This is a genomic window from Conexibacter sp. DBS9H8, assembly GCF_023330685.1.
Classification (GTDB): domain Bacteria; phylum Actinomycetota; class Thermoleophilia; order Solirubrobacterales; family Solirubrobacteraceae; genus Palsa-465.
Genome location: NZ_CP097128.1, coordinates 205,579 through 228,766, shown reverse-complemented (window position 1 = coordinate 228,766; position 23,188 = coordinate 205,579). Strand labels below are relative to the sequence as shown.

At 71.1% G+C, this 23,188-nt stretch carries 19 protein-coding genes and 1 pseudogene; 11 read left to right on the top strand and 9 right to left on the bottom strand.

From position 1 onward, the window contains the following. Positions 1 to 4: 4 nt before the first annotated feature. On the top strand, positions 5 to 4,321 hold the full coding sequence (locus M3M55_RS01060; protein WP_249010972.1) for a multifunctional oxoglutarate decarboxylase/oxoglutarate dehydrogenase thiamine pyrophosphate-binding subunit/dihydrolipoyllysine-residue succinyltransferase subunit: 4,317 nt from the start codon (positions 5 to 7) through the stop codon (positions 4,319 to 4,321). Positions 4,322 to 4,436: 115 nt separating this feature from the next. Continuing rightward, complete coding sequence (locus M3M55_RS01055) at positions 4,437 to 6,194, top strand: alkaline phosphatase family protein (RefSeq protein WP_249010971.1); 1,758 nt, start codon at positions 4,437 to 4,439, stop codon at positions 6,192 to 6,194. Positions 6,195 to 6,218: 24 nt separating this feature from the next. On the opposite strand, the gene M3M55_RS01050 is transcribed toward M3M55_RS01055, so the two are convergent. Further along, positions 6,219 to 7,577 (bottom strand): EAL domain-containing protein, encoded by a 1,359-nt coding sequence (locus tag M3M55_RS01050; protein WP_249010970.1) that lies wholly within the window; start codon positions 7,575 to 7,577, stop codon positions 6,219 to 6,221. 142 nt (positions 7,578 to 7,719) lie between these two features. Here M3M55_RS01050 and M3M55_RS01045 point away from each other — a divergent pair, with 142 nt between their 5' ends. After that, positions 7,720 to 8,772, top strand: a complete 1,053-nt coding sequence (locus tag M3M55_RS01045; RefSeq protein WP_249012434.1) for a rod shape-determining protein — start codon at positions 7,720 to 7,722, stop codon at positions 8,770 to 8,772. Positions 8,773 to 8,895: 123 nt separating this feature from the next. On the opposite strand, the gene M3M55_RS01040 is transcribed toward M3M55_RS01045, so the two are convergent. Both M3M55_RS01040 and nucS read right to left on the bottom strand, forming a co-directional pair. Next, positions 8,896 to 10,050 (bottom strand): transglycosylase family protein, encoded by a 1,155-nt coding sequence (locus tag M3M55_RS01040; protein WP_249010969.1) that lies wholly within the window; start codon positions 10,048 to 10,050, stop codon positions 8,896 to 8,898. Positions 10,051 to 10,299: 249 nt separating this feature from the next. Next, the gene (nucS, locus tag M3M55_RS01035; protein WP_249010968.1) at positions 10,300 to 11,001 is read right to left on the bottom strand and encodes an endonuclease NucS; all 702 of its coding nucleotides are present in this window, start codon (positions 10,999 to 11,001) and stop codon (positions 10,300 to 10,302) included. Positions 11,002 to 11,105: 104 nt separating this feature from the next. Between nucS and M3M55_RS17465 the strand changes: the two genes are divergently transcribed. Beyond that, the gene (locus M3M55_RS17465) at positions 11,106 to 11,318 is read left to right on the top strand and encodes an AbrB/MazE/SpoVT family DNA-binding domain-containing protein (protein WP_371878717.1); all 213 of its coding nucleotides are present in this window, start codon (positions 11,106 to 11,108) and stop codon (positions 11,316 to 11,318) included. Between the two features lie 159 nt (positions 11,319 to 11,477). Here the strand turns inward: M3M55_RS17465 and M3M55_RS01025 are convergent, their stop codons facing one another. The 4 genes and pseudogenes from M3M55_RS01025 to M3M55_RS01010 all read right to left on the bottom strand — a co-directional run bounded on the left by M3M55_RS01025 (position 11,478) and on the right by M3M55_RS01010 (position 12,602). Further along, positions 11,478 to 11,750, bottom strand: coding sequence for a type II toxin-antitoxin system RelE/ParE family toxin (locus M3M55_RS01025; RefSeq protein WP_249010966.1), 273 nt, complete (start codon positions 11,748 to 11,750; stop codon positions 11,478 to 11,480). After that, a complete protein-coding gene (locus M3M55_RS01020) occupies positions 11,747 to 12,019 on the bottom strand; it encodes a type II toxin-antitoxin system Phd/YefM family antitoxin (protein ID WP_249010965.1) in 273 nt (90 codons plus the stop codon). Before M3M55_RS01020 ends, M3M55_RS01025 begins: the two co-directional genes overlap by 4 nt. Positions 12,020 to 12,073: 54 nt before the next feature. Further along, positions 12,074 to 12,372 (bottom strand): annotated as a pseudogene (locus M3M55_RS01015) (type II toxin-antitoxin system PemK/MazF family toxin). After that, positions 12,372 to 12,602: a hypothetical protein gene (locus tag M3M55_RS01010; protein ID WP_249012450.1), complete on the bottom strand. Its 231-nt coding sequence runs from the start codon at positions 12,600 to 12,602 to the stop codon at positions 12,372 to 12,374. The pseudogene M3M55_RS01015 and the gene M3M55_RS01010 overlap by 1 nt, the downstream one beginning before the upstream one ends. Before the next feature lie 134 nt (positions 12,603 to 12,736). Here M3M55_RS01010 and M3M55_RS01005 point away from each other — a divergent pair, with 134 nt between their 5' ends. From M3M55_RS01005 to M3M55_RS00995, 3 genes are read left to right on the top strand one after another with little or no spacing between them, the layout of a single operon-like run. After that, positions 12,737 to 14,650 (top strand): glycosyl hydrolase family 79 C-terminal domain-containing protein, encoded by a 1,914-nt coding sequence (locus tag M3M55_RS01005; protein ID WP_249010964.1) that lies wholly within the window; start codon positions 12,737 to 12,739, stop codon positions 14,648 to 14,650. Positions 14,651 to 14,664: 14 nt separating this feature from the next. Next, entirely contained in the window at positions 14,665 to 15,279 is a 615-nt protein-coding gene (locus tag M3M55_RS01000) for an FMN-binding negative transcriptional regulator (protein ID WP_249010963.1), read from the top strand. 12 nt (positions 15,280 to 15,291) lie between these two features. After that, entirely contained in the window at positions 15,292 to 15,612 is a 321-nt protein-coding gene (locus M3M55_RS00995; RefSeq protein WP_249010962.1) for a co-chaperone GroES family protein, read from the top strand. An 89-nt stretch (positions 15,613 to 15,701) separates the two neighbouring features. On the opposite strand, the gene M3M55_RS00990 is transcribed toward M3M55_RS00995, so the two are convergent. Then, positions 15,702 to 16,955 carry a tetratricopeptide repeat protein gene (locus M3M55_RS00990; protein ID WP_249010961.1) on the bottom strand — a complete coding sequence of 418 codons (1,254 nt, stop codon included), beginning with the start codon at positions 16,953 to 16,955 and terminating at the stop codon, positions 15,702 to 15,704. Between the two features lie 145 nt (positions 16,956 to 17,100). On the opposite strand from M3M55_RS00990, the gene M3M55_RS00985 reads away from it, so the two are divergent. Beyond that, positions 17,101 to 18,216, top strand: coding sequence for a hypothetical protein (locus M3M55_RS00985; protein ID WP_249010960.1), 1,116 nt, complete (start codon positions 17,101 to 17,103; stop codon positions 18,214 to 18,216). After that, on the top strand, positions 18,213 to 18,848 hold the full coding sequence (locus tag M3M55_RS00980) for a hypothetical protein (RefSeq protein ID WP_249010959.1): 636 nt from the start codon (positions 18,213 to 18,215) through the stop codon (positions 18,846 to 18,848). Before M3M55_RS00985 ends, M3M55_RS00980 begins: the two co-directional genes overlap by 4 nt. A 37-nt stretch (positions 18,849 to 18,885) precedes the next feature. Here M3M55_RS00980 and M3M55_RS17375 read toward each other — a convergent pair whose 3' ends face one another. Then, positions 18,886 to 19,020: a hypothetical protein gene (locus M3M55_RS17375; protein WP_256469027.1), complete on the bottom strand. Its 135-nt coding sequence runs from the start codon at positions 19,018 to 19,020 to the stop codon at positions 18,886 to 18,888. 127 nt (positions 19,021 to 19,147) lie between these two features. On the opposite strand from M3M55_RS17375, the gene ettA reads away from it, so the two are divergent. Together ettA and M3M55_RS00970 are read left to right on the top strand one after the other, a co-directional pair. Continuing rightward, complete coding sequence (ettA, locus tag M3M55_RS00975; RefSeq protein WP_249010958.1) at positions 19,148 to 20,809, top strand: energy-dependent translational throttle protein EttA; 1,662 nt, start codon at positions 19,148 to 19,150, stop codon at positions 20,807 to 20,809. Positions 20,810 to 21,175: 366 nt separating this feature from the next. Continuing rightward, the gene (locus tag M3M55_RS00970) at positions 21,176 to 23,056 is read left to right on the top strand and encodes an ABC transporter substrate-binding protein (protein ID WP_249010957.1); all 1,881 of its coding nucleotides are present in this window, start codon (positions 21,176 to 21,178) and stop codon (positions 23,054 to 23,056) included. The last annotated feature ends 132 nt before the right edge of the window (positions 23,057 to 23,188 follow it).

Here is a 23,188-nt window from a genome sequence, read left to right as displayed (position 1 = left end):
ATCAATGGCCGTTGAGACAGGCATCTTCGAGCTCACCATGCCCGCGATGGGCGATTCGGTCACCGAGGGAACCGTGCTGGAGTGGCACAAGCAGGAGGGCGACTCCGTCAGCGCGGATGAGACGGTCGTCGAGATTTCCACGGACAAGGTCGACGCGGAGGTCCCCGCGCCGATCAGCGGCACGATCGTCAAGATCCACGCGCCGGAGGGGGAAACCGTCGCGATCGGCGCGCTCCTGTGTGAGATCGCGCCCGCCAACGGGGCGGCGTCCACGGGCGACGCCGACGGCGCCGCGGCCTCCGCGAACGGCGCAGGCGCCCCGGCGAACGGCGCGGCTCCGGCCGGCGGTTCCACCCCGGTGGAGTCCGGCGCTCCGGTCGAGGTGATCGACATCGTCACTCCCGGTGGAGGCGAGTCGGTGACCGAGGGGACGATCCTGCAGTGGTCGGTGGCGGTCGGCGCGAGCGTCCGCGAGGGCGACACGATCGTCGAGATCTCCACCGACAAGGTCGACATGGAGCTGCCGGCCCCGGCGAGCGGGACGATCACCGAGCTGCTCGCCGATGAGGGTGCGACCGTCAACGTCGGCCAGGTGATCGCGCGGATGAGCGTTGGCGCTGCCGTCGGCGCGGTCGAGCCCTCCGACGCCGCGACGCCCTCGGCGGGCGCCCGCATCGGTGAGGCCGCCCCGGCCCCGGCAGCGATCCCCGCCGGCGTCTCCCCCGTCGCCGCCCGCGTCGCCGCCGCGACCGGCGTCGACCTCGGCCGCGTCTCCGGCAGCGCCCGTGGGGGCCGGATCACCAAGGCCGACGTCCTCGCCGAGGCAGCCAAGCCCGCGACGGTCATCCCTGATAACGCGACCCGGATCAAGGGCGGCGGGGCCGCTCTCGCCCGGTACATGGACGAGTCGCGCAGCATCCCCACCGCGACGAGCTTCCGCACGTTCACCGTCACGACCCTCGACGCCCGCCGCCGGCAGCTCAAGGACGCCGGGCAGCGCGTCTCCTTCACCCATCTGATCGCCTTCGCGATCGCGGTCGCGGCGACCGACCAGATGCCGGTGATGGCCCACCACTTCCTCTCCGCCGACGGCGTCCCCTACCGGGTTGACGACGGTCAGGTCAACCTCGGCCTCGCCGTCGACGTCGAGAAGAAGGACGGCAGCCGGACCCTGATGGTGCCGGTGATCCCCAACGCCGGGATCAAGAACTTCAAGGAGTTCCTCGACGCCTACAACCTGCTCGTCGACAAGGCGCGGACGAACACCCTGACCGCCGACGATCTCCAGGGCGCGAACATCAGCCTCACCAATCCGGGTGGGATCGGGACCGTCGCCTCCGTCCCCCGGCTGATGGTCGGCCAGGGGACGATCGTCGCGACCGGCTCGATCGACTATCCGGTCGGTCTCGGGGCGATCGGCGCCCAGATCGGCGCCGAGAAGGTCATGTCGATGACCTCCACCTACGACCACCGGATCATCCAGGGCGCCGAGTCCGGCCGGTTCCTCAAGGTGATCGAGGAGTACTTACAGGGCGAGCACGGATTCTATGAAGCGGTCTTCCAGGCCCTCGGCGTGCCCCTGCCCGCGCTCCCCGTTCGCGCCGCCGGAGCCTCCGTTCCGGCGGTCTCCGCCCCCGCGCCGGCGGGGGCGAGCCCGTCAGCCGCCCCCGCCGCCGCCCCCGCCGAGGAGCTGCTCCAGGCGGTGCAGGCCTCCACGAGCCTGCTCAAGGCCTACCGGACCCACGGCCACCTCGCCGCCCGGCTCGATCCGCTCGGGCGCGAGCCCGAGGGCGACCCGGGCCTGGACCCCACCTCCCTCGGTCTCACCCCCGAGCTGATGCGCCAGATTCCCGCGCGGGTGCTGCGCACCTACGTGCAGGGCGACACCCTCGCGGACGCGCTCCCATATCTGCGCGAGACCTACTGCGGCTCGATCGCCTACGAGATCGAGCACATCGCCTCGGCCCGGCAGCGGTTGTGGCTGCGCGAGGCGATCGAGACGAGCCGCTTCCGCACCGCGCTCACCGCCGAGGAGCAGAAGGCGCTCCTGCGCCGCCTCACCGAGGTCGACGCGATGGAACGGTTCATGCACAAGTCCTACCTCGGGCAGAAGCAGTTCTCGATCGAGGGTCTCGACATGACCGTGCCGATGATCGACTCGATCATCCAGCTCGCCGCCGCCAACGGCGCCCGTGAGGTCGTGCTCGGGATGGCCCACCGCGGCCGGCTCAACGTGCTCGCCCACAACCTCGGGCGGCCCTACGGATCGATCTTCGCCGAGTTCGAGGGCCAGAACACGCTCGAGGCGATCACGACGATCCCGGAGGGTGGGACCGGTGACGTCAAGTACCACCACGGCGCCGAGGGCCACTACCAGCTGCCGGGGGGTGAGTCGATCCTCGTCCGGCTCGAGTCCAACCCCTCCCACCTCGAGTTCGTCGGACCGGTCGCCAGCGGCGCGACACGGGCGGCGCAGACGACCCGCCAGGGACCCCACGCCCAGCAGGACACGGCCGCGGCGGTCCCCGTCATCCTGCACGGGGATGCGGCCTTCCCCGGCCAGGGGGTGAACGCGGAGACGTTCAACCTGCAGGCGCTCGACGGGTACACGGTCGGCGGGACGATCCACATCATCCAGAACAACCAGATCGGGTTCACCACCGATCCCGACGACAGCCGGTCGACGCCGTACGCCTCCGACATGGCCAAGGGCTTTGACGTGCCGATCATCCACGTCAACGCCGACGACGTCGACGCGTGTGTCAGCACGGTCCGGCTCGCCTTCGCCTTCCGCCAGGAGTTCGGACACGACGTCGTCATCGACCTGATCGGCTACCGCCGCTTCGGCCACAATGAGGCGGACGAGCCGGCCTACACCCAGCCGGAGATGTACAACGTCGTCAAGCGGCACCCGCCGGTCCGCGAGATCTACGCGCGGGCGCTGATCGAGGCGGGCGTCGTGACCGAGTCCGATTCGACCGAGATGACCGACGCCGTGTGGACAGTGCTCAGCGAGCAGCACGCCGCGCTGAAGGAGCGGCTCGCGCACGCCACCCCCGTCGAGCAGGGCACCGGCGAGTACCAGCTCGACCGCACCCCATCTCCCGAGGTCAACACCGCAGTGCCGGCCGAGCGGCTGCTCGCCCTCAATGAGGACCTGCTCGCCACCCCGGAGGGATTCACCGTCCACCCCAAGCTCGTGCGCCAGCTCGAGCAGCGGCGTGTCGCGATGGGGGAGGAGGGCGGCATGATGTGGGCCCACGCGGAGGCGCTCGCCTTTGCGAGCCTGCTCACCGAGGGGATTCCGATCCGGCTCACGGGCCAGGACACCGAGCGGGGTACCTTCTCCCAGCGCCACCTCGTCCTCCACGACCCGAAGACCGGTCAGGAGCACTGCGCGATGCAGCACCTGCCCGGGGCGAACGCGCCGATGGAGCTGCACAACTCCCCGCTGTCGGAGATGGCCTGCCTCGGCTTCGAGTACGGCTACTCCCAGGAGGCGCCCGAGACGCTCGTGCTGTGGGAGGCCCAGTTCGGCGATTTCGCCAACGGCGCCCAGGTGATGATCGACCAGTTCATCGCCCCCGGCCTGGCCAAGTGGGGCCAGACCTCGCGGCTGACGATGCTGCTTCCCCACGGCTACGAGGGCGCCGGTCCCGAGCACTCCTCCGCCCGCCTCGAGCGCTTCCTCCAGCTCGCCGCCGAGGGCAACCTCCGGGTCGCGAACTGCACGACGCCGGCCCAGTACTTCCACCTCCTCCGCCGCCAGGCGCGGATCGCCAAACAGCGGCCGCTCATCATCATGACCCCGAAGTACCTGCTCCGGCTCGCCGCCGCGACCTCACGGATCGATGAGCTCGCCGAGGGCCGCTTCAGTCCGGTACTCGCCGAGCCGGGGATCGCCGATCCGGCGAAGGTGACCCGGCTGCTGCTCTGCTCGGGCAAGGTCTACTACGACATCGTCGGACACGCCGCCCGGGAGGCGGCGACGGGCGTCGCGGTCGGCCGGGTTGAGCTGCTCTACCCGTTCCCCCAGCAGGAGATCCTCGCTCTGATCGAGCAGTACCCGAACCTCACCGAGGTCGTGTGGGTCCAGGAGGAACCGCGCAATAAGGGGGCTCGCGCCTACATGGCCCCGCGCCTGCAGCAGATCCTCCCCGAACATCTCCGCTACGGCTACGTCGGGCGGCCCGAACGGGCGGCCTCCGGTGAGGGGTACCCGGCCGCCCACCACAAGGAGCAGGGCCGGATCATCACGACCGCGCTGGACCTCGAGCGGCCCGTCAGCCAGTTCCCGCGCCGCTCCCCCGGCGAGCGCTGACCGGCCTGCGTCGATCGGCCCGTCCCGGACCGGCTTTCGCGTCACCGGCCCGAGCGCACGGTCGTGTTCACCGTGGGTTCACCCGCGGACCCGGGTTCGAATCTAGACTGACTCCATGCCGAGTTCACGGAGAGAGTTCCTCACCGCCGGTGGTCTTGCCGCCGCCTCCCTCGCCGGCCTGAGCGCCGATCCCGCCCTCGCCCGCTCCCGCCGCCGCGCCCGGCTGTGGGCCACCCCGGAACTCACCGACCCCCGCACCGACCAGCTCGAGGCGCTGCGGGTCCTTGGCCGGACGACCCTGCGCCAACCCGACTCGCGCCCGTACATGGCCCTGCCCGAGGGGGTCGACACGATGCCGGAGATCGAGCACGTCGTCCTCGTGATGATGGAGAACCACTCCTACGACAACTTTCTCGGGATGCTCGGGCGCGGGCCGTTCGAGCGCGCCCGCGGGGACGGGTTCACCCTCGCCGCCGACGGCTATCCGGCGAACGCGAACCCGCAGGCCGACGGAGCGCCGCTGCGGGCCTTCGTCATGCCGACGACCTGTCAGCTCGACGGCAAGCCCAGCCAGGAGTGGGAGGCCTCCCACATCCAGTACGCCCAGGGCACCAACCGGGGGTTCGTGATCTCCCCCTCCGGGCCGGTCGCGATGGGGTACTGGACGCCCGCGCAGCTGCCCTTCACCTACGCGCTCGCCGGCACCTTCCCGATCGGCGACCGCTACTTCTGCAGCCTGCTCGGCCAGACCGACCCAAACCGCCGGTTCCTGTTCGCCGCCACCTCGTGTGGGATGACCGACGACATCCCCGACCCGAGCCAGGACGCCGCCTTCGCGCTCTCCCCCAAGAACGGCACGATCTTCAACCGGCTCAGCCAGGTCGGGATCAGCTGGACCGAGTACGCGGTGCAGACGACGACGACGGGGATCAGCTCCAACCTCTACCCGGCCGACGATTACCGCTATGACTCGACGAACGTCAAGCCCTTCAGCGCCTTCCTCAGCGACGCGGCGAGCGGATCGCTGCCGAGCTTCTCCTTCCTCGACCCCAACTACGGCACCCAGTCGCAGGAGAACCCGCAGAACATCGTTGTCGGGGAGGCGTTCCTGCGCAGTGTCGTGGAGGCGGTCGGCACCTCCCCGAAGTGGCGCCAGACCCTGCTGATCATCAACTACGACGAGCACGGCGGCTACTACGACCACGTCCCGCCGCCGGCCGCGCTCGCCCCCGACGGCGACCCGCCGATCGTCAATTCTGGGGAGTCGGTCTACGACGGCTTCCGCCGTTACGGCTTCCGTGTCCCGTGCATCGTCGTCAGCCCCTACGCCAAGCGTGACTACGTCTCCCACGTCGTCTACGACCACACGTCCGTGCTCGCGTTCCTCGAGCGCAAGTGGAACCTGCCGGCGATGACCCTGCGCGACGCGAACGCCAACGACCTCACCGACTTCCTCGATCTCCCCGCCCTCGCCGCTCAGGCCCCGACCTTCCCCGAGTTTCCCGCCCTCGCTCCCTCCGGTGACACGCCGGCCGCCCAGGTGTGTCAGACAGCCGGGCCGGGCACCGTTCCGGTGCCCACCCCGTCGCCCCTGCCGCTGCAGGTGCGGATCGGGGCCGCCCGCGTCGACCGTCCCCGCAACGCGCTGCTTGTGCCCGTCGCCCTCTCTCGCGCCGGACAGGGGCCGGTGAGTGTCGAACTGTGGCACCACGGACGCCGCGTCGCCCGCCGTACCGCCGCCGGGCTGAGCGTCACCCCGCGGGAGGTGCCCCTCCGGGTTCGCGGTCACGTCCCGACGCCGGGGGAGTACACCGTCATCGCCCGCCACGGCCGCGCCGTCCTCGGCCGCCGCGGCGTTCACGTCCCCGGCTGAGTCGGACCGCCGGCGCGGCCCCGCTCAGCCGGCGCGGAGGTGGACCGGTGCGGGGACGCCGAGGTGGAAGCCCTGGGCGTAGTCGGCCTCCAGTTCGGCGAGGACGCCGAGGACGGCGGCGTCCTCGACCCCCTCGGCGATCGTCTGGAGCCCGAACTGGCGGGCGATGCCGACGATGCTCGCGACGACCCGCCGGTCCTCGGCGGAGTCGGCGAGCCCGGTGACGAACGAGCGGTCGATCTTCAGGTACCGCAGCGGCAGGCGCCGCAGGTAGGTGAAGGAGCCAAAGCCCGTCCCGAAGTCGTCGAGGGCGAGGCCGCACCCAAGTTCTGTCAGTCCGGCGGCGAACGCCTCGGCGGCATCGATGTGCTCGGCCGCCGCTGACTCGGTCACCTCGAAGATGATGCGCGCCGCCGCCTCCGGGGCGAGCGAGAGGGTGCTGAGGATCGTCTGGCGGGCGGTCCGGTCCGACAGGGTCACCGCCGACAGGTTGACCTGCACGGGACGGTGGGCGGCGACCTGGACCGCGTGAGCGACCATCCAGGTGTCGATCTCCTGGATGAGCCCGTAACGTTCGGCGGCGGGGAGGAAGGCCGCCGGGGCGAGCACCTCCGTGCTCCCGGGTGCGCGCAGGCGGACGAGCAGCTCCTCAGAGGTGACGCGCCCGTCGGCGATACGCACGACTGGTTGGCTGACGACCTGCAACCGGTGCTCGACCAGCGCCGCGCCGACCAGCTCAAGTGCCTCCTCCCGGGCGCGGAGGGCGTGCTCATACCGGAGGCGGTCGGTGATGTCGGTGCCGATGCAGCCGACCTCGGCCGGCCCTCCGTCGGGCCCGTCGAGCACGAAGCTGACGACGTGGAACGTCCGTACCTCACCGTCGACCTCCACGAGCAGGTCACAGTGCATCGGCTCCCCCGTCTCGATCGCCGCCTCCGATTGGGCGTCGATCTCCCCACCGAACTCCGGGAACAGCTCACTGGCGGTGTGGCCGATCACCTCCGCCAGCGGCCGTCCGGCCACCCGGGCGAGTTCCGGGTTGGCGACCCGGTAGCGGAGGCTGAGATCCTTGACCGCGATCATCGCCGGGCTCTGGGCGATGATGTTCTCGAGGCGCCGCTCGGCGATCGCGGCCGCCCCGGTGAGGCTCGCCGTCCTCTCGCCGGCTCCTGCGCGATCCGCGACCGCCCTCGCGTCGAAGACGCCGGTACCGCCCGGGGCCGGAGCCACGGTGGTGCGGGTGTGCGGCGTGTGCCGGGGTGGGCGATCCACTCGGGGTGTGGGCATCTCAGGGGCGTTGACGAGGTCGGACGCCGTGAGCGTTCCACCGGCCTCGACGGTTGTCAACTGGGGACCGTCGCGGTGCACCGGCTGTCTGACCATCAACGCTCTCGGTCGCGGTCCGACGAGCGCACGCGGCCGGTGTGCGGCATCTGCCAAGCTGGGAACGATGAGACTGCGCAGAGACGGCACCCGCCGTGACATCTCCCGACGTCACCTGGCCCCGAGCCTCGGAGCCCAGGACATGGCGATCGACCTTGGCACCGCCAACACCCTCGTCTACGTCGGCGGGCAGGGAATCGTCGTCTCCGAACCCTCCGTCGTCGCCTCCGACACGCTCAACGGGGAGGTCCACGCCGTCGGCGCCGAGGCACAGCGGATGATCGGGCGGACGCCCGCGACGATCTCGGCGGTGCGGCCGCTCCGCCACGGTGTGATCGCCGACTTCGAGGTGACCGAGGCGATGTTGCGCTACTTCATCCGCAAGGTGATCAACCGACGCTCGGTCCACCCCCGCCTGATCGTCTGCGCGCCGAGCGGCGTCACCGAGGTCGAGAAGCGGGCCGTCGAGGAGGCGTCGCTGGCCGCCGGAGCCCGCCGGGTCCACCTCATCGAGGAGTCGATCGCCGCCGCGATCGGGGCCGGCCTGGCGATCGAGGAGCCGGTCGGGCGGATGATCGTCGACGTCGGAGGCGGCACGACGGAAGTGGCGGTGATCTCGCTCGGCGGGATCGTCCTCTCCCGGTCCGTTCGCGTCGGCGGCTATGAGTTCGATGAGGCGATCTCCAGCTACATCAAGAGCGTCTACAAGCTCGCGATCGGCTCACAGACGGCCGAGTCGATCAAGCTGGCGATCGGTTCGGTTCTCCCGCGCCCCGACGAGCAGGTGTACGAGGTGCGTGGCCGCCACCTCGTCACCGGTCTGCCGACGGCGATCATGCTCAACCAGGCGGAGGTCCGGGCGGCGACGGCCGCTCCGGTCCGGGAGATCATGCGTGCAATTCGCGACACGCTCGAGGCGACCCCGCCGGAGCTGTCAGCCGACATCGCCAAGGACGGCATCCTGCTCGCCGGTGGAGGCACCCTGATCGATGGGCTCGCGGAACTGATCGCCCAGGACACCGGGATGCCGGTGCTGTCGGCGGAGTCGCCGCTCACCTGCGTCGCGGTCGGGTCGGGCAAGGCGCTCGAGCACTATGACCGGCTGCGCTCGCGCAACGGCCGTCACGGGGCGACCCTGACCCCGGACTGGCGTACGGCGACCGGGGCGGAGGAGGGTGGCGCGGCGGCGCGCTGAGAGCTGCGCCGCCGCGATGGGCCGCGCTCCGGGGTCGGCGCTTGAGGAGATTGCCGCTCCGAGCGGCTGGGGCCCGGGGCGGGCCTGGGAGCCCCGTCAGGCGATGCCGACGCGTCCGACGCGTCAGGAGATGCCGACGAGCCCGGCGCAGACCCAGTTCGAGGCGCCGGCCCCGTTGTTCCACAGCTTCGCGGCGATCGCGTCCTGTTCGGACTTCGGCGCGAGGTAGGCGGCCGGACCGGTGCCGCCCTCCCCCGTCCAGGTGGAGGGGAGGATCTGGTAGTAGCCCGAGGCGCCGGCGCTGTTGGGCGGCAGGTTCTGACCGCCTGACTCACACATCACGACCGCGGCCGGGATCGCCCAGCCGCCCGAGGGGACGGCGCTCACAGGGCCGGCCGAACTCGCCGGAGCGCTCGTCTGGGCTGCGGCTGCGGCGGCTGCGGCGGCCGCCGCGCGGGCGGCGGCGGCGGCGCGGGCTGCCGCGGCGGCTGCCGCGCGGGCGGCCGCCGCCTGCTCGGCCTGGATCGTCGCGATCGCCGAACGCAGCCTGCCACCCTGGGCCTGGGCGTTGGCGAGCGCGCTTGACCGCGCCGCCTCAATGTGGTTGAGCGCCGCCTCCCGGCCGGAGAGCAGCGCGTTCATCCCACTGAGGGCGCGGGCCTGGACGGTGGCGGCGGCGGTGATCGTCCGCTCGCGGCCCGCGAGGGCGCTGAGCCGGGTGGCGGCGGCGTTCGCCTCGGCTCGGGCGCGGGTCGTGAAGGCGATGATCTGCTGCTGGGAGTGCTCGGCGTTGGAGAGGAACTGCAGCTGGTCGAGCAGTTGGGTGAAGCCGTGGGCGTCGAGGACGACCGAGATCAGGCTCTGGGCGGGCTGTTCGTAACGGGAGACGAGCTGGTCGGCGAGGATCGTCCGCGCATGGGCGAGCGCACGGCGGAGGACCGCCAAGCGCCGCCGCTGGGTGCGGAGGCGAACGCCCGTGGCGGCGAGCTCGCTGCGGTCCTGCGCGAGCGCGCTGCTGACGGCCTGCTCGCGGCGCTGCACGAGGGCGATCTGTCCGTTCAATCCGGTGATCTCGGCGTTGAGGGTGCCGAGGTCGGCCCGCAGGCTCGCCTGCGTGCTCTGATTGACCCCGAGCTGCGCGTTGAGCTGAGACAGGCTCTGTCCGCCGGCCCGGGCCGGACCGGCGAGAACCGCGGCGGCGAAGACCGCGGCGGTGAGGAGGAGGACGACCGGGCCGAGCAGCCAGAGTCGAAGATGGTGGGCTGAAGACACGCGCATGAGGTGGTGTGCGCCGCCTCTGTGCGGCCCCGTCCGCAACAGAGGACGTCTCAAAAACCTAGCAAGTCGCCTCCCCGCCACCTGCACGATGGCTCTCACGGTTCTCCTGCCGGTGGGCGCGATCCTGCAGTCCTGCGGGCGCGGGATCGGCTCAGGTCGACCCGGAACCCGCGCCGAGGGCGGCGTCCCCGCCTGGGTCGGGCCAGGAGGGCGCGATGGGGCGGCGGGCCCCGCGCAGGGTGATCCTGGTCAGGCGGCGAACAGGCGCAGCTCGGGCTCGCGCTCGCGCCGCAGTACGGCGAGGTCGACCTCGACCCAGGCGATCCCGCGGGCCTGGGCGAGGACCCGGGCCTGGGGTTTGACCTGCTGGGCGGCGAGAATGCCGCGGCAGGCGCCGAAGGCCGGGTCCAGGCGGATCCGCTCCAGGTAGCGGCTGAGCTGCTCGACCGCGTCGATGCCGGCCACCCGCTTGATCTCGACGGCCACCCAGCCGTTCTCGTGATCGCGGCACATCAGGTCGACGGGGCCGATGTCCGTCGGCCACTCCCGACGCACGAGCCGCAGCCCTTCCCCGCACCACTGCGGTGCGGCCGCGAGCAGCTCCTGCAGGTGCGCCTCGACACCGTCCTTGCTGAGGGCCGACCCGGCGTCCGGCGCGTCCATCTCATGCGACGCGTCGCTGAGCACCTCGAGCAGGTCGATCACGAGCCGGTCCTCGGTCCGCCCGGCGTACTTGTGAACGGTGATCCGCGCCGGGGTGTCATGGTCGGGTGCGGTCTCCTCGATCACCGTCGGCGGGGTCATCCAGTTCAGGGGCTTGTAACCGCCCTGATCGGCGTGGACCAGCACCGACCCGTCCTGCTTGATCATGATCAAGCGGAGGGATTCCGGCAGCACGGTGTCGAGGCGGCCGGAGTAGATGGCCGAGCATCTGGCAACGATGAGCCGCATCGGCGAGAAGCTAGCCGTGGCTCACGACGGAGGCGTCGTCGGTGATCGCAAACTGCGGTGAGTTGGTGCGTTGACGACCGCGCGGCAGGTCATGCCGTCAATGTATGACTGTGAGGGTCGGTGAGAAGGGTCAGGTAGTGATCCCCAAGGCAATCCGAGACATCGCCGGGCTTCAACCCGGCGATGAGGTCGACTTCGAGTTGCGCGATGGTGAGGTCGTCCTCGTTCAGGATGTGCGTGAGCGAGACGAGGAGCCTCTGCGCGGGCGTTTCAGGGACGGGCCTGATATGGCCCGCTCTGGCTCTGTGGACGGGTGACCCGGCGGAGATCATTGGCCTGGCGGATCCACCGTGTGAGGTCGTGGATCTGCGTGGCTGACCGTCGGTCGAGTCGTCCGGGAGCCCGTTACCGTATGACGCTCAACTCGGTGTGATCGTCAACGAACGTCCACGCCGATCCGGGCAACCTCGCACAGCTCATCTCGGCCGGTAGGCGTCCGATCGATGGGCGACCGCGACGCCGGTCACGACGTGCCGCTGCTCGTCGATCTCGTAGAGCACGCGGTAAGGGCCACGGCGGGCTGACCAAACTCCGTCAAGCTCTCGCCGCAGTGGCTTGCCAAGTCGATGCGGGTGCTCTGCGATCGCGGGCAGGAGAGTGAGAATCGCGGCAGCGTATTTTGCTGGAAGCCGCTCAACGTCGCGGGCAGCCGGACCCGCGATCTCAAGGCCCCAGGCTTTCTGGCTCAAGAGCTGGCGAGACGGGCTTTGAGCTCGTCCAGGGAGATCGTGTCGCCACTCTGTGCGGCTCGCCGTCCCTCATTGACCCGCGCCATCAGCACTCGGTCTGACAGGACCGCGACAGTCTCTTCCAGACTTTCAAGATCATCGGTGCTGATCAACACTGCGGCGGCGCGGCCGTTGCGGGTGACGACCACGCGATCATGCTCGCTCTCGACGCGGTCCACGATTGCGGAGAACTGTGCCTTGACGGTTGCGAGCGGCAGCGTCTCGGTCATGACCATAATCGTAGTCATGGAGAGCCGCGTCGTCAATCGATCCAACCGCATGCGCTACTCCAGGTCAAAGGCCGCACGAATCGCCACCGTGAGTTCGGCCTCTTGGGAGTCCAGCAGTGCCCGATCTGCCGGCCGAGCGAGGCGGTCGCAATCGTCGTGATGTTGTCGCAGCTGATGACACCCGCGCGCTCGAGCCCGTTCGCGCTGCCGCACGGAATCTCGGTGGAAAGCCCGCGCGCGGTCGTCGTGATTGGGGCGACCGTGACCCGGTTCAGGTGCGGGCGAACGAGCTCACGGGTGAGGATCAGGACCGGTCGTACCGTGTCCATCTGTGCGACGTGGATGGGGCGCATCAGTCGTCGAGCGGCACGTGAGATGCGAACTCCGCGAGACCGGCCAGGTCTGGATAGGGCTCGCCTGCGGCAAGGATCTCCGCGTCACGTGCGGCGATGGCGCGGCGACGCTCGCGTTCCAGAGCCCGGGTGACAACCGCAGCGCGACTCGTTCCAGCTCCTGTCTGGACCTGTCTGTCCACGAATTCCACGAGATACTCGGGGAGCCTGACGGCGATCTGCTGACTCATACCGATACGCCACCAGGGTGGGATGCGGATCGGGACCGTATCGGCGTGGGCGGGGCGCCTCTCGTGCCGGGTTCGCGTCAAATCCCAATCCTGGCATAAGGCTGGCGTAAGGTTGGCGGCGCTCAATGGGTGGTATGCCTCGGCCCCTCCGCCGCTCTGCCCGCCTCGCCCGCCTGCCTGCCTGGGCCCTGCTCCTGATCCTCGCGCTCGCCCTGCTCGGGGCCGGTGGCGCCGCGGCCGTCACGGTCACCGTCACGGCGGAGCTGATCGGCGGCCTCGATGGCCACACCCTCAGCCCGGGAAGGCCCGCGCGGCCGGCGGGCGCGCGTTCGCCGGGCTCGACGGCCACCGCCGCGGCCACCGCCGCGGCCACCGCGACGGCCCCGGCGGTGGCGCCGGCGGGGACCCGCGCGGGCCGCCGGCGACGGCGGCCCTCAGCCCGGCCGCTGTCTGGGACCGTCACGGTCGTTCCCTCCGCGGCGGGAACGGTGGTGCCCGACTCCTTCCTCGGGCTCTCCACCGAGTACTGGGACATCCCCACCCTCGCCGCCCGCCACGCCTCCGTCACGCGGGTGCTCGCGCTGCTGCACGTGCCCGGCGACGGGCCGCTGCTCCTGCGTGTCGGCGGCGACTCGGCGAGTGAGACCGTCCTCGCTCTCCGGCGTCGGCGGCGGCCCGCCTGGGCCCGGTTCACGATCGGCCGGCGCTGGTTCCGCGCCCTCGGCGCGATTGTCCGCGCCGGCCACCTGCGCATCTACCTCGACCTCAACACGGCCCAGGGGTCGCCGGCTGCGACGGTCGCCTGGACCCGCGCCGCCCTCGCCGCCCTGCCGCCCGGTGCACTCCAGGCGCTCGAGATCGGCAACGAGCCTGACCTGTTCGGGACGTGGCCGGGGATGGCCCGCCTCGGTCGCGCCGAGGCGGCACTGCATCGCCTGCGGGCGTCGAGCCTGGGCCTGGCGGGGCGCCAAGTGGTGGGGCTACCCCGGACGGCCGCTGTGCGGCGGCGCCTCGCGGGCGCGTTGCGCCGTCTGCGGGAGGCGGAGCGACGCCTGCCGCCGCTGCTGCGCCGCCCGGGTCTCACCCCGGCGACCTACGCCGCCGTGTTCGGCGCCGACGCGCGGGCACTCGCGGCCGCCTTCCCCGACCTCGCGCTCGCCGGGCCGGCGCTCGGTGTGCCGGGGCCCGACCTGATCTGGCAGACCGACGCGCTCGCTGCCGCGGGTGGACACCTCAGCGTGGTCACCGGCCACCGCTACCCGCTGTCGGCGTGCGTGACGTCGCGCCGCTCACCCAGCTTCCCGACGGTCGCCCGTCTCCTCTCCCCGCGGGCAAGCATTGGCATGGCCGCCGCCCTCCGCCCGGCGATTCGCGACGCCCACCGGCTCGGCCTTCCCTATGTCCTCACCGAGTTCAACTCGGTGACCTGCGGCGGGCGGCGCGGGGTCTCCAACGCGTTCGCGACCGCGCTGTGGGCGCCGGCTGCACTGTTCTCGCTCGTCCGGGGCGGGGTGGCGGCGGCGAACCTCCACGTCCGCCTGGCGGCGGTCAACGCGCCGTTTACGTTCGTCGGCCCGCGGCTGGTCGCCCGGCCGCTGCTCTACGGACTCGCTCTCTTCGCCCGGACCCTCGGACCGGATGCGCGACTGTGGCACGTGCGGGTGACGGGTGCCGTCCGCCACCGCCTGCGGGTCTGGGCCGTCGCCTCCCGGCCGGGCCTCGGTCTCCTGCTGATCAACCCGGGCCGTCGGCCCGAGACCCTCGATCTGCGCCTGCCCGCCCACGGGCACGGCGTCCTCGAGCGCCTGCTCGCCCCAGGCCCTGCGGCGACCGGCGGCGTCTCCCTCGCCGGACAGCGGATCAGCGCCTCCGGCCGCTGGATCGGCCCCTTCACCCCCCGCTCGCTCACGATCTCACCGGCGGGCCGGGCGGCGCTGTGGCTGCCGGGCCACAGCGCCGCACTCCTGCGCGTGGCAGCGCGCTCGCTCGGCCCGCTGGGGCCCGACACTGCGCCACGGAGCTCGGCGCGGGCCCGGGTGAGGGCATAGAGTCAGGGCAGGCCATGTATCTCCCCAAGCACTTCCGCGCCGACGACACCCAGACCCGGGAGCTGCTCGACGGCGTGCAGGCCGGTGATCTCATCACCGCCACGACGTCGGGCCTGTGGGCGACCTTCCTGCCGCTTCTGCACGTCGACGGGGCGCTGCTCGGCCACGTCGCCCGGGCCAACGACCACTGGCGCCGCGAGGCGGTCGGAGAGTCGCTGGTCATCATCCACGGTCCGGACGGCTACATCACGCCGAGCTGGTATGCGGCCAAGGCCGAGCACGGGCGCGTCGTCCCGACCTGGAACTATCTCACCGCCCACGTCTACGGCAACCTCGTCATCCACGACGATCCCGCCTGGCTCGAGCGGCTCGTGCGCGCACTGACGGCCCGACACGAAGGCCGCCGGCCCGAGCCCTGGCAGGTCGACGACGCGCCCCGGGACTACCTCGACGCCCAGCTCAGGGCGATCGTCGGGGTGGAGCTGTCGATCACCCGGGTCGAGGCGAAGGCGAAGCTCGGGGTCCAGCGTTCGGCCGCGGACGTCGACGGCGTCATCGGCGGACTCGCCGAGCGCGGGGACGCCCAGCTCGCCGCGGCGACGGCCCGCGGCCGGCCGCGCGCGCAGTAGCATCGCCCGCCAATGCGCCACGAGCTTCGGCCCCTCTTCGACCGCGTCGTGATCAAGGAGCTCGACCCCGACCGGGTCCGGCGCTCGGGACTGCTCGTCCCTCCGGGCAACGACGAGCCGCCGCCCCAGCACGGGATCGTCCTGTCGGTCGGTCCCGGCCTCGACTGGTGGGAACAGGTCGGCATCAAGATGCCCGTCGGCCCGGGGGATCACGTCGTCTTTCCCGCCTCCGCCGGCGCCTGGGTGGAGGTGGATGAGGAGCGGCTGCTCGTCTGCCGCGTCGGGGAGCTGCTCGGGATCCTCGAGCTCGCCCCCGAACGGCCCGCCGCCTGAGGGTTCACTCGGTTGCCGGCGGCGCCCCCGGCGCCGACGGGCCCGGCGACGCCATCACGCCCCACCGGGGACGTGTGGGGGGGCGCGCCTCAGCCCGGAGCGCTTGTGAGGACGTGCGGCAGCGCCGCCCGGGCCCGGGTCAGGAGGTCGGCGACCTCCGCATCCTCCCGGTTGAGCGCGAGCGCCCGCTCGCAGGCGGCGATGCACTCGCTGAGCCGGTCGGTGCGGGCGAGGGCGTGGGCGTAGGCCGACCAGGCGAGCGGGGAGCTGGGATCAATCACGGTCGCCCCCGCCGCCGCCGACACCTCAGCGCCGACGTCCCCGGCGAGATGCTGGGCGAGGGCGAGGTCGAGCAGGATCTCAACGGTCGGCTCGAGCCGCCGGGCCTGCTCGAGGGCGTCGATCGCGCCCTGGCGGTCCATCAGGCGCAGGGAGAGCCGCCCGAGCCGGGCCCAGGAGGAGGCGTCCTCCGGCGCCCGGCCGATCGCCTTGCGGGCGGCGTCGGCGGCGAGGTCGATCGCGCCCATGTCCTCGTAGATCCGTGAGGCGTACCGCTCGGGCGTCGGGCGGTCGGTCTCAGCCCGTGACCAGTCGCGCACGGTCCGGGCGGCGGCCGGGAGGTTCCCCGCCTGCCAGAAGGAGACCGTCAGCAGGCGCAGCACGGCCGGGTTCTGCGGGTCGGCATCCCGCGCGTAGACGAGGCGTTGGGCGGCGAGTGCGGGGTCTCCCTCCTCCAGTGCGTGCTGGGCGGCGGTCATGAACCGCTGGACCCGGTCGGCTGCCGCGTCCGGCCGGTCGAAGGCGACGAACTGCAGTGAGCCGGCGGGTACGGTGCGAATGCCGTGCTGGAAGGACATCCGCGCCCACTGCTGAACGTCGTCCCCCTCACCGGAGAAGTAGATCCCGTTGACGGTGCCGACCCCCCACTCGGGGTAGGAGAGACAGCGCGCGTAGCGGTGGACGACGGAGTGGTCGGGCACCCGCGAGCCGAACGGGTCATAGCGCTCCCGGTCTGCCGCCTCGGCCTGGGCGCGCTGTTCGGCCTCATAGGCGCGGCGGCCCTCTTCGGCTCGGGCCCGGCGGGCCGCCGCCGCCGATACCTTGACGGCGTTGGCGCTGACGCGGCCCCCGCGTGACCCCTCCGCGAGCCGCTCGAGCTGGTCGGCGGCCTCATTGATCGCCTGAAGGTGGCGCTGGTGCTCGTGCTGGCGGCCCGGGGGGGCGATGTCGGGATGCCAGCGCTTGGCCATCCGCCGGCGGGCGAGCTGGACGTCACGCTGATCGAAGGGCGCCTCAAGCTCGAGCAGCAGCAACGCCTGTTCGACATCGAGCACTCGGGCCATGCCTGTTTAAGGTAGCGACCGGCCACCTCTCGACCCCGCTGCGGGCTCCCCGTTCTCGCGGCGGCGCGGCGGCGCTCGGTGGTGAGGCATCACAACTCTGTACCAGTCTCGGCAGGCCGCTCGGGTCGGACCTACCGTGCCGGACATGGCAGCTCGGCACCGGAGTATCACCGCCCTCATCATCGCCGTGTCGGTCGCGGTCGGGAGTCTCGCGCTCGTCGTCTTCGCCGGCCTCTTCCTCGCCCTCGGCGGGGGTGCGAGTGCCGCCGCCGGTTGCAATGCCCCGCCCGCGGGCGGCGTCCTGCTCGGGCCCGGCGAGGGCGCGCTCGTCGGGGCGACCGAGTACGGCGGACCCGGGGATCCGAGCAGCGGGACGGTGGGGGCTTCGGGGGTGAACCTGCTCGCGCAGCCCGACAGCTACGCCGAGCTCGGCGGCAGCACCTTCGCGACCGCGACGATGCTGGGCGGGCTCCCCTACGGCACCCCGCTGCGGATCACCTGGGGCGGTCGGTCGGTGATCGCCGAGAAGCAGGACATCGGACTTGGCGGCGGGCCGATCGACGGCCGTCCGCGTGTCATCGACCTCTGGTGGGAGCTCGCCGGGCACCTCGGCATCCCCTACATGGACGGCGAGTGGTCGGGCACGGTCCGGATCGAGCGGACGCCGGCGACCGGAGCGGGGAACGTGCTCGGAGGCACCCCGGCGGTCACCGCGAGCGCCGGGGCGGCCGACTCGTCGGGATCCGGGAGCCCGTCCGGGCTCGCCTGCGCGGAGGCGACCGTCGGGCCGGCCGGCGGGCTCGCCGTCGCGACCGTCCCCGGTGCCCGGGCTCAGCTGCTCCCCGACGGCCAGGCGCTCGCGCCGGCCGGCGCGCCCGCGGCGGTCAAGGCGATCATCGCCGCGGGCAACGAGATCGTCGCCAAGCCCTACGTCTATGGCGGCGGCCACGGTCTCCCGCTGTCCGAGATCGCTCCCAGCTACGACTGCTCCTCGAGCGTCGCTCACCTGCTGTGGGGCGGTGGCCTGCTCGGCGCCAACGAGGACATGACCTCAGGGATGTTCGAGAGCTGGGGCGAGCCCGGCCCGGGGCGCTGGGTCACCCTATATGCGAGCCCCGAGCACGTGTTCATGTACGTCGCCGGGCTGCGCTGGGACACCTGGAACGCCGCCGGCCCGGGAGACGGGTCGGCGGGGATCGGCTGGCATCCGCTGATCCGCTCCGCCGACGGCTTCGTCGCCCGCCACCCGGTGGGGCTATGAGGCGACCGCTGGTGCTTGCCGGGGCGCTCGCCGCCGGTCTCGCTCTCACCGGATGCGGGCTCAGCCTCGCCCCGGCGTTGCGGGCTGCCGCGCGGACCGCGTCCCCCGCGATGGGGCGCCGATCCGGGGCGGGCGGGACGGGGCGGGTGACGGGAACGGGAACGGGAGCGGCCGGAGCGGAGCGGGTGACGGGAACGGGAACGGGGGCGGCAAACGAGATCCCGACACCGCCCGGGCCGCTCGAGCATGCGCCCGTCGCCGCCACCCCCGTCGCGGCGCTGCGCCGCTTCGGAACCCTCTACATCAACTGGACGGCCGCGACGGTCGCCGCCCGGCTTGCGTCCCTCGCCGCCGACAGCGTCGGTGAGGCCCGCAGCGCGATGCTCCTCGCCGCCGCTCAGACGCGGGCGGATCCCGAGCTCACCCGGGCAGGGGTGGCCAACCGCGGGGCGGTGGAGGCGGTCGCGGCTCTTCCGGGCGGGTCAGGCTGGGTCGTCGTCACCCGCGAGTCGACCTCGGCGAGCGCGAGTGCCGCCTACGCGGGGCTGGCGCCCGCCTGGCACCTCACGCTCGCCCAGGTCTCCCGCCGGGACGGCGGTTGGGTGGTGAGTGCCTGGCAGCCCGAGAATTGACCCGACGCGCCCGGGGCACGGCCCCGGGGCGGGTCGGTCAGCGGCTCGGAGCCGCGGGGCCGCCGCCGGCCGGGGCGGGCAGCGCCGGTGACGAACCCGGGGTCGGGTTCGGTTCGGTGTGCGCCTGGCCGAGGTAGACGACGCTCGGGGTGGTGAATGGGTGTGGTGACATCTTTCGCTTTCCTCCAGACCTGTCATCGGCTGGGTCGGCGCCTCGGATGAGGGCACTGGACTCAAACGGGCAATACGAGAACGACCGCGGGTTTCCTGCCGGCGCGGGGCCGATACCCTCCCAAGGGATGTCCACCGGCCAATACATCTTCACCATGCAGCGGGTCTCCAAGCGTCACCCGCCCGACAAGCAGGTCCTCCAGGACGTCAGCCTGTCGTTCTTCCCCGGAGCCAAGATCGGCGTGCTCGGGTACAACGGTGCAGGCAAGTCGACCCTGCTGAAGATCATGGCCGGGATCGAGACCGAATACGACGGTGAGGCCAAGCTCGCCAACGGCGCGACCGTCGGCCTGCTCGAGCAGGAGCCCCACCTCGATCCGGCCAAGGACGTCAAGGCCAACGTCGAGGACGGCGTGCGGGAGATTCGGGACCTGCTCGACCGCTTCAACGAGCTGTCGATGAACTACAGCGAGGAGACCGCGGACGAGTTCGCCCGGGTCCAGGAGCAGATCGACGCCGTCGATGGCTGGAATCTCGACACGACGCTCGAGTACGCGATGGACGCGCTGCGCTGTCCCGCTCCGGACGCTGACGTCAGCACCCTGTCCGGAGGGGAGCGCCGCCGGGTCGCGCTCTGTCGCCTGCTGCTGAGCCAGCCGGACCTGTTGCTGCTGGACGAGCCGACCAACCACCTCGACGCCGAGTCGGTGCAGTGGCTGGAGAACCACCTGCGCGACTACCGCGGCACGATCGTCGCCGTCACCCACGACCGCTACTTCCTCGACAACGTCGCCGGCTGGATCCTCGAACTCGACCGTGGTCGCGGCATCCCGTATGAGGCCAACTACTCGGGCTGGCTCGAGCAGAAGCAGAAGCGCCTCGCCCAGGAGCAGCGGTCCGAGGACGCACGCAAGCGGACGATCGACAAGGAGCTCGAGTGGGTGCGGATGAACGCGTCCGCGCGGCGCGCCAAGCCGAAGGCCCGCCTCAACCAGTATGAGGCGCTGCTCGCGGAGGACCGCAACGTCAAGCTCGAGGACGTGCAGATCCACATCCCCGCCGGACCGCGGCTCGGGGGACTCGTCGTCGAGGCGCAGGGGATCTCCAAGGCCTACGGGGAGAAGATCCTCTTTGAGAACCTCAGCTTCAGCCTGCCCCCGGCCGCGATCGTCGGCGTGATCGGACCCAACGGCGCGGGCAAGACGACGCTGATGAAGATGATCACCGGTGAGGTCCGGCCCGACGCCGGGACCTTCACGGTCGGGGAGACGGTGAAGCTCGCCTACGTCGACCAGTCCCGGGACGCCCTGGACCCGACCAAGACGGTCTGGGAGGAGGTCTCGGGCGGCCTCGATCAGATCAAGCTCGGGGAGACGCAGGTGATCAACTCCCGCGCCTACGTCGCGGGGTTCAACTTCAAGAAGGGCGACCAGCAGAAGAAGGTCGGCTCCCTGTCGGGAGGGGAGCGCAACCGCCTGCACATGGCCAAGCTGCTCGCCTCCGGCGGGAACCTGCTGATCCTGGACGAGCCGACCAACGACCTCGACACCGACACCCTCCGCGCGCTCGAGGAGGCCCTCCTCTCCTTCGCCGGTTGTGCCGTCGTCGTCTCCCACGACCGCTGGTTCCTCGACCGGATCGCCACCCACGTGCTCGCCTTTGAGGGCGACTCCCAGGTGCGCTGGTTCGAAGGCAACTTCGAGGCATACGAGAGCTTCCGCCGCGAGCAGCTCGGTGACGCCGCCGACCGTCCCCGGCGGATCACCTACAAGAAGCTCGTCCGCAGCTGAGCGGCCGGTCGCCGGTTTGTCCAACTCAGCGGCGCGTGATGGGCCACTTCGTCCACAAAATCGCGGCCTTCGTCCGTTGGGGCCATCGCAGGGCCGACCTAACCCACTGGGATCGCGCTGCAAATGAGGTCTTATTGACCTCGCGTCTTAGTCGCAGTTAAGGTTGGGCGAGTTGCCGGACCGGTCTGAGGGAGTTGGGACGATTGTCCCTTGACTCCCTCAGAGGCAACTCTATGCTCCGGTCGCTTGAGACGTCGTCTAATGGAAAGGGATACTCCTTCAATGCGCTTTCAGCGTGAAAGCAGTTCTCCGGCGCGCTCTGGGGGCGTCGCCGTCACCCGGGCCCGCCGCGGGCTCATGCGGGGCGTGAGCGTCACCGCCGCCGTCGCGGCCGGCTCGCTCGCCATCGCCGCCTGCGGCGGCGGGACCGCCGCAGTCAAGAACAGCACGAGCCAGGCCCTTGGTACGAGCCTGTACGGCACCCTGCCGACGCCGGGCACCCCCGCGTCGGGGGGCAGCATCACGCTCGGCCAGATCAGCGGCCAGACCCCGACCTACATCTTCCCGATCACCCCGGGATCCTTCACCAACACGCAGAACGGGCAGCTGATCTCCGACCTCTTCCTGCCGATCTACAACGGCCCGAACGGCGCCAAGCCCGAGGACAACACGCAGCTGAGTCTCGCCGCCCCGCCGGTCGCCTCCAACGGCGACAAGACCTACACGATCACCCTCAAGCAGGGGTTCAAGTGGGCCAACGGCCAGCCCGTGGACGCCAACGACGTCGTCTTCGGCTTCGATGAGCTGCTCGCGGCGGTCAAGGAGAGCCCGGCCAACTGGGGCCAGTTCGTCCCCGGCGAGTTCCCCCTCGACGTCACCTCGATCAAGCCGACGGGCAAATACACCGTCCAGATCAACCTGAACAAGGCCTACAACCCGGGCTTCTTCCTCTACAACCAGCTCCAGGACACCAACTACGGCCTGTTCGCCCTCCCATCGACGGCGTGGAACATCGACAAGCTCGGCGGTCCCCACCTCGACTACACGAACCCGGCGAACGCGAAGAAGATCTACGACTTCCTCAACGCCCAGTCGCAGAAGCTCTCGACGTGGGCGACGAGCCCGATCTGGAGCGACGTCGACGGTCCCTACAAGCTCTCGAGCTTCAACCCGACCTCGAGCGCGTACACGCTCGTGCCGAACCCCAACTACGGTGGCTCACCGAAGGCGAAGCTGACCCTCAACGTCCAGACCTTCACCTCCTCCACCGCTGAGTTCGACGCGCTCAAGAGCGGCACCCTCGACATCGGCGGGCTCGACCCCTCCCAGCTGTCACAGGTGCCGACGCTCAAGAAGGATGGCTTCACCGTCTTCGGCGGTCCCTCGTGGGGCTGGTTCGGTGGGATCATCAACTTCAAGGACACGGCGAATGACTTCAACCACGTCATCGCCCAGCAGTACATCCGCGGAGCGATCCAGTCGCTGATCGACGCGCCGGCGATCATCAAGGCCGTCTACAAGGGGGCCGCGGTGAACTCCTACGGCCCGACGCCGGCGGCGCCGCTGTCGCCCTACACGAGCACGGCGTCGACGACGCCGACCTACCCCTACAGCCCGGCCAACGCCGTCAAGGTGCTCAAGGCCCACGGTTGGGCGGTCCACCCGGGCGGCCAGACGGTCTGTGCCAAGGCGGGCACCGCCGCGAATGAGTGCGGCGCCGGGATCCCGGTCGGCACGCCGATCAAGTTCGTCTGGGCGAACCTCCCCCAGTCCACCTCGACGACGGGCATCGGGGAGTCGACGATCCTCGCCTCCACCGCCAAGCAGGACGCCGGAATCGACATCGAGTTGACGTCCAAGACGTTCAACTTCCTCACCTCCAACTACAACGATCAGAACCCCGCCGCCGCGAAGTACACCAATGACTGGGGGGTCAACAACTACGGCGGTCTGTTCATGAACTACTACCCGACCCAGGACGGCGTCTGGAACCCAGGCGGGGGCTTCAACCTCGGGGACTTCAACGACCCGACGGCGAACGCCCTGATCAAGGCGTCGGTGTTCAGCGCGAACGCCAAGGCCGTCGAGACGGAGAACAACTACGAGGCCAAGGCCGTCCCGGTGTTCTTCTTCCCCGACCAGGACACCCTCTCGGTGGTGACCGACAAGCTCGGCGGCCCGCCGGCGTCGTTCACGATCCTCACCCAGCAGGCGACCCAGCCCCAGTACTGGTACCTGAAGAAGTAGTGACGTAGGCAACGTGAGACCAGTGGCCCTGTGGGAACACCCCCAAGCACGGACGCTCGGGCGTCCGGTTCCGGTGGCAGAGACCACCGGAACCGGCCCGGGGGCCGGCCGGCGCCCCAGCGCGCCGGCCGC

What these genes read in the sequence shown, in the direction of transcription:
- M3M55_RS00985 (WP_249010960.1), top strand. Translation starts at nt 17,101, where the DNA reads ATGGCAGCTCGGCACCGGAGTATCACCGCCCTCATCATCGCCGTGTCG.
- M3M55_RS01020 (WP_249010965.1), bottom strand. Translation starts at nt 12,019, where the DNA reads ATGACCGAGACGCTGCCGCTCGCAACCGTCAAGGCACAGTTCTCCGCA.
- M3M55_RS01040 (WP_249010969.1), bottom strand. Translation starts at nt 10,050, where the DNA reads ATGCGCGTGTCTTCAGCCCACCATCTTCGACTCTGGCTGCTCGGCCCG.
- M3M55_RS17375 (WP_256469027.1), bottom strand. Translation starts at nt 19,020, where the DNA reads ATGTCACCACACCCATTCACCACCCCGAGCGTCGTCTACCTCGGCCAG.
- M3M55_RS01060 (WP_249010972.1), top strand. Translation starts at nt 5, where the DNA reads ATGGCCGTTGAGACAGGCATCTTCGAGCTCACCATGCCCGCGATGGGC.
- M3M55_RS00990 (WP_249010961.1), bottom strand. Translation starts at nt 16,955, where the DNA reads ATGGCCCGAGTGCTCGATGTCGAACAGGCGTTGCTGCTGCTCGAGCTT.
- M3M55_RS01005 (WP_249010964.1), top strand. Translation starts at nt 12,737, where the DNA reads ATGCCTCGGCCCCTCCGCCGCTCTGCCCGCCTCGCCCGCCTGCCTGCC.
- M3M55_RS01000 (WP_249010963.1), top strand. Translation starts at nt 14,665, where the DNA reads ATGTATCTCCCCAAGCACTTCCGCGCCGACGACACCCAGACCCGGGAG.
- ettA (WP_249010958.1), top strand. Translation starts at nt 19,148, where the DNA reads ATGTCCACCGGCCAATACATCTTCACCATGCAGCGGGTCTCCAAGCGT.
- M3M55_RS01045 (WP_249012434.1), top strand. Translation starts at nt 7,720, where the DNA reads ATGGCGATCGACCTTGGCACCGCCAACACCCTCGTCTACGTCGGCGGG.
- M3M55_RS00980 (WP_249010959.1), top strand. Translation starts at nt 18,213, where the DNA reads ATGAGGCGACCGCTGGTGCTTGCCGGGGCGCTCGCCGCCGGTCTCGCT.
- M3M55_RS01050 (WP_249010970.1), bottom strand. Translation starts at nt 7,577, where the DNA reads ATGGTCAGACAGCCGGTGCACCGCGACGGTCCCCAGTTGACAACCGTC.
- M3M55_RS01055 (WP_249010971.1), top strand. Translation starts at nt 4,437, where the DNA reads ATGCCGAGTTCACGGAGAGAGTTCCTCACCGCCGGTGGTCTTGCCGCC.
- M3M55_RS00995 (WP_249010962.1), top strand. Translation starts at nt 15,292, where the DNA reads ATGCGCCACGAGCTTCGGCCCCTCTTCGACCGCGTCGTGATCAAGGAG.
- M3M55_RS01010 (WP_249012450.1), bottom strand. Translation starts at nt 12,602, where the DNA reads ATGAGTCAGCAGATCGCCGTCAGGCTCCCCGAGTATCTCGTGGAATTC.
- nucS (WP_249010968.1), bottom strand. Translation starts at nt 11,001, where the DNA reads ATGCGGCTCATCGTTGCCAGATGCTCGGCCATCTACTCCGGCCGCCTC.
- M3M55_RS17465 (WP_371878717.1), top strand. Translation starts at nt 11,106, where the DNA reads ATGACTGTGAGGGTCGGTGAGAAGGGTCAGGTAGTGATCCCCAAGGCA.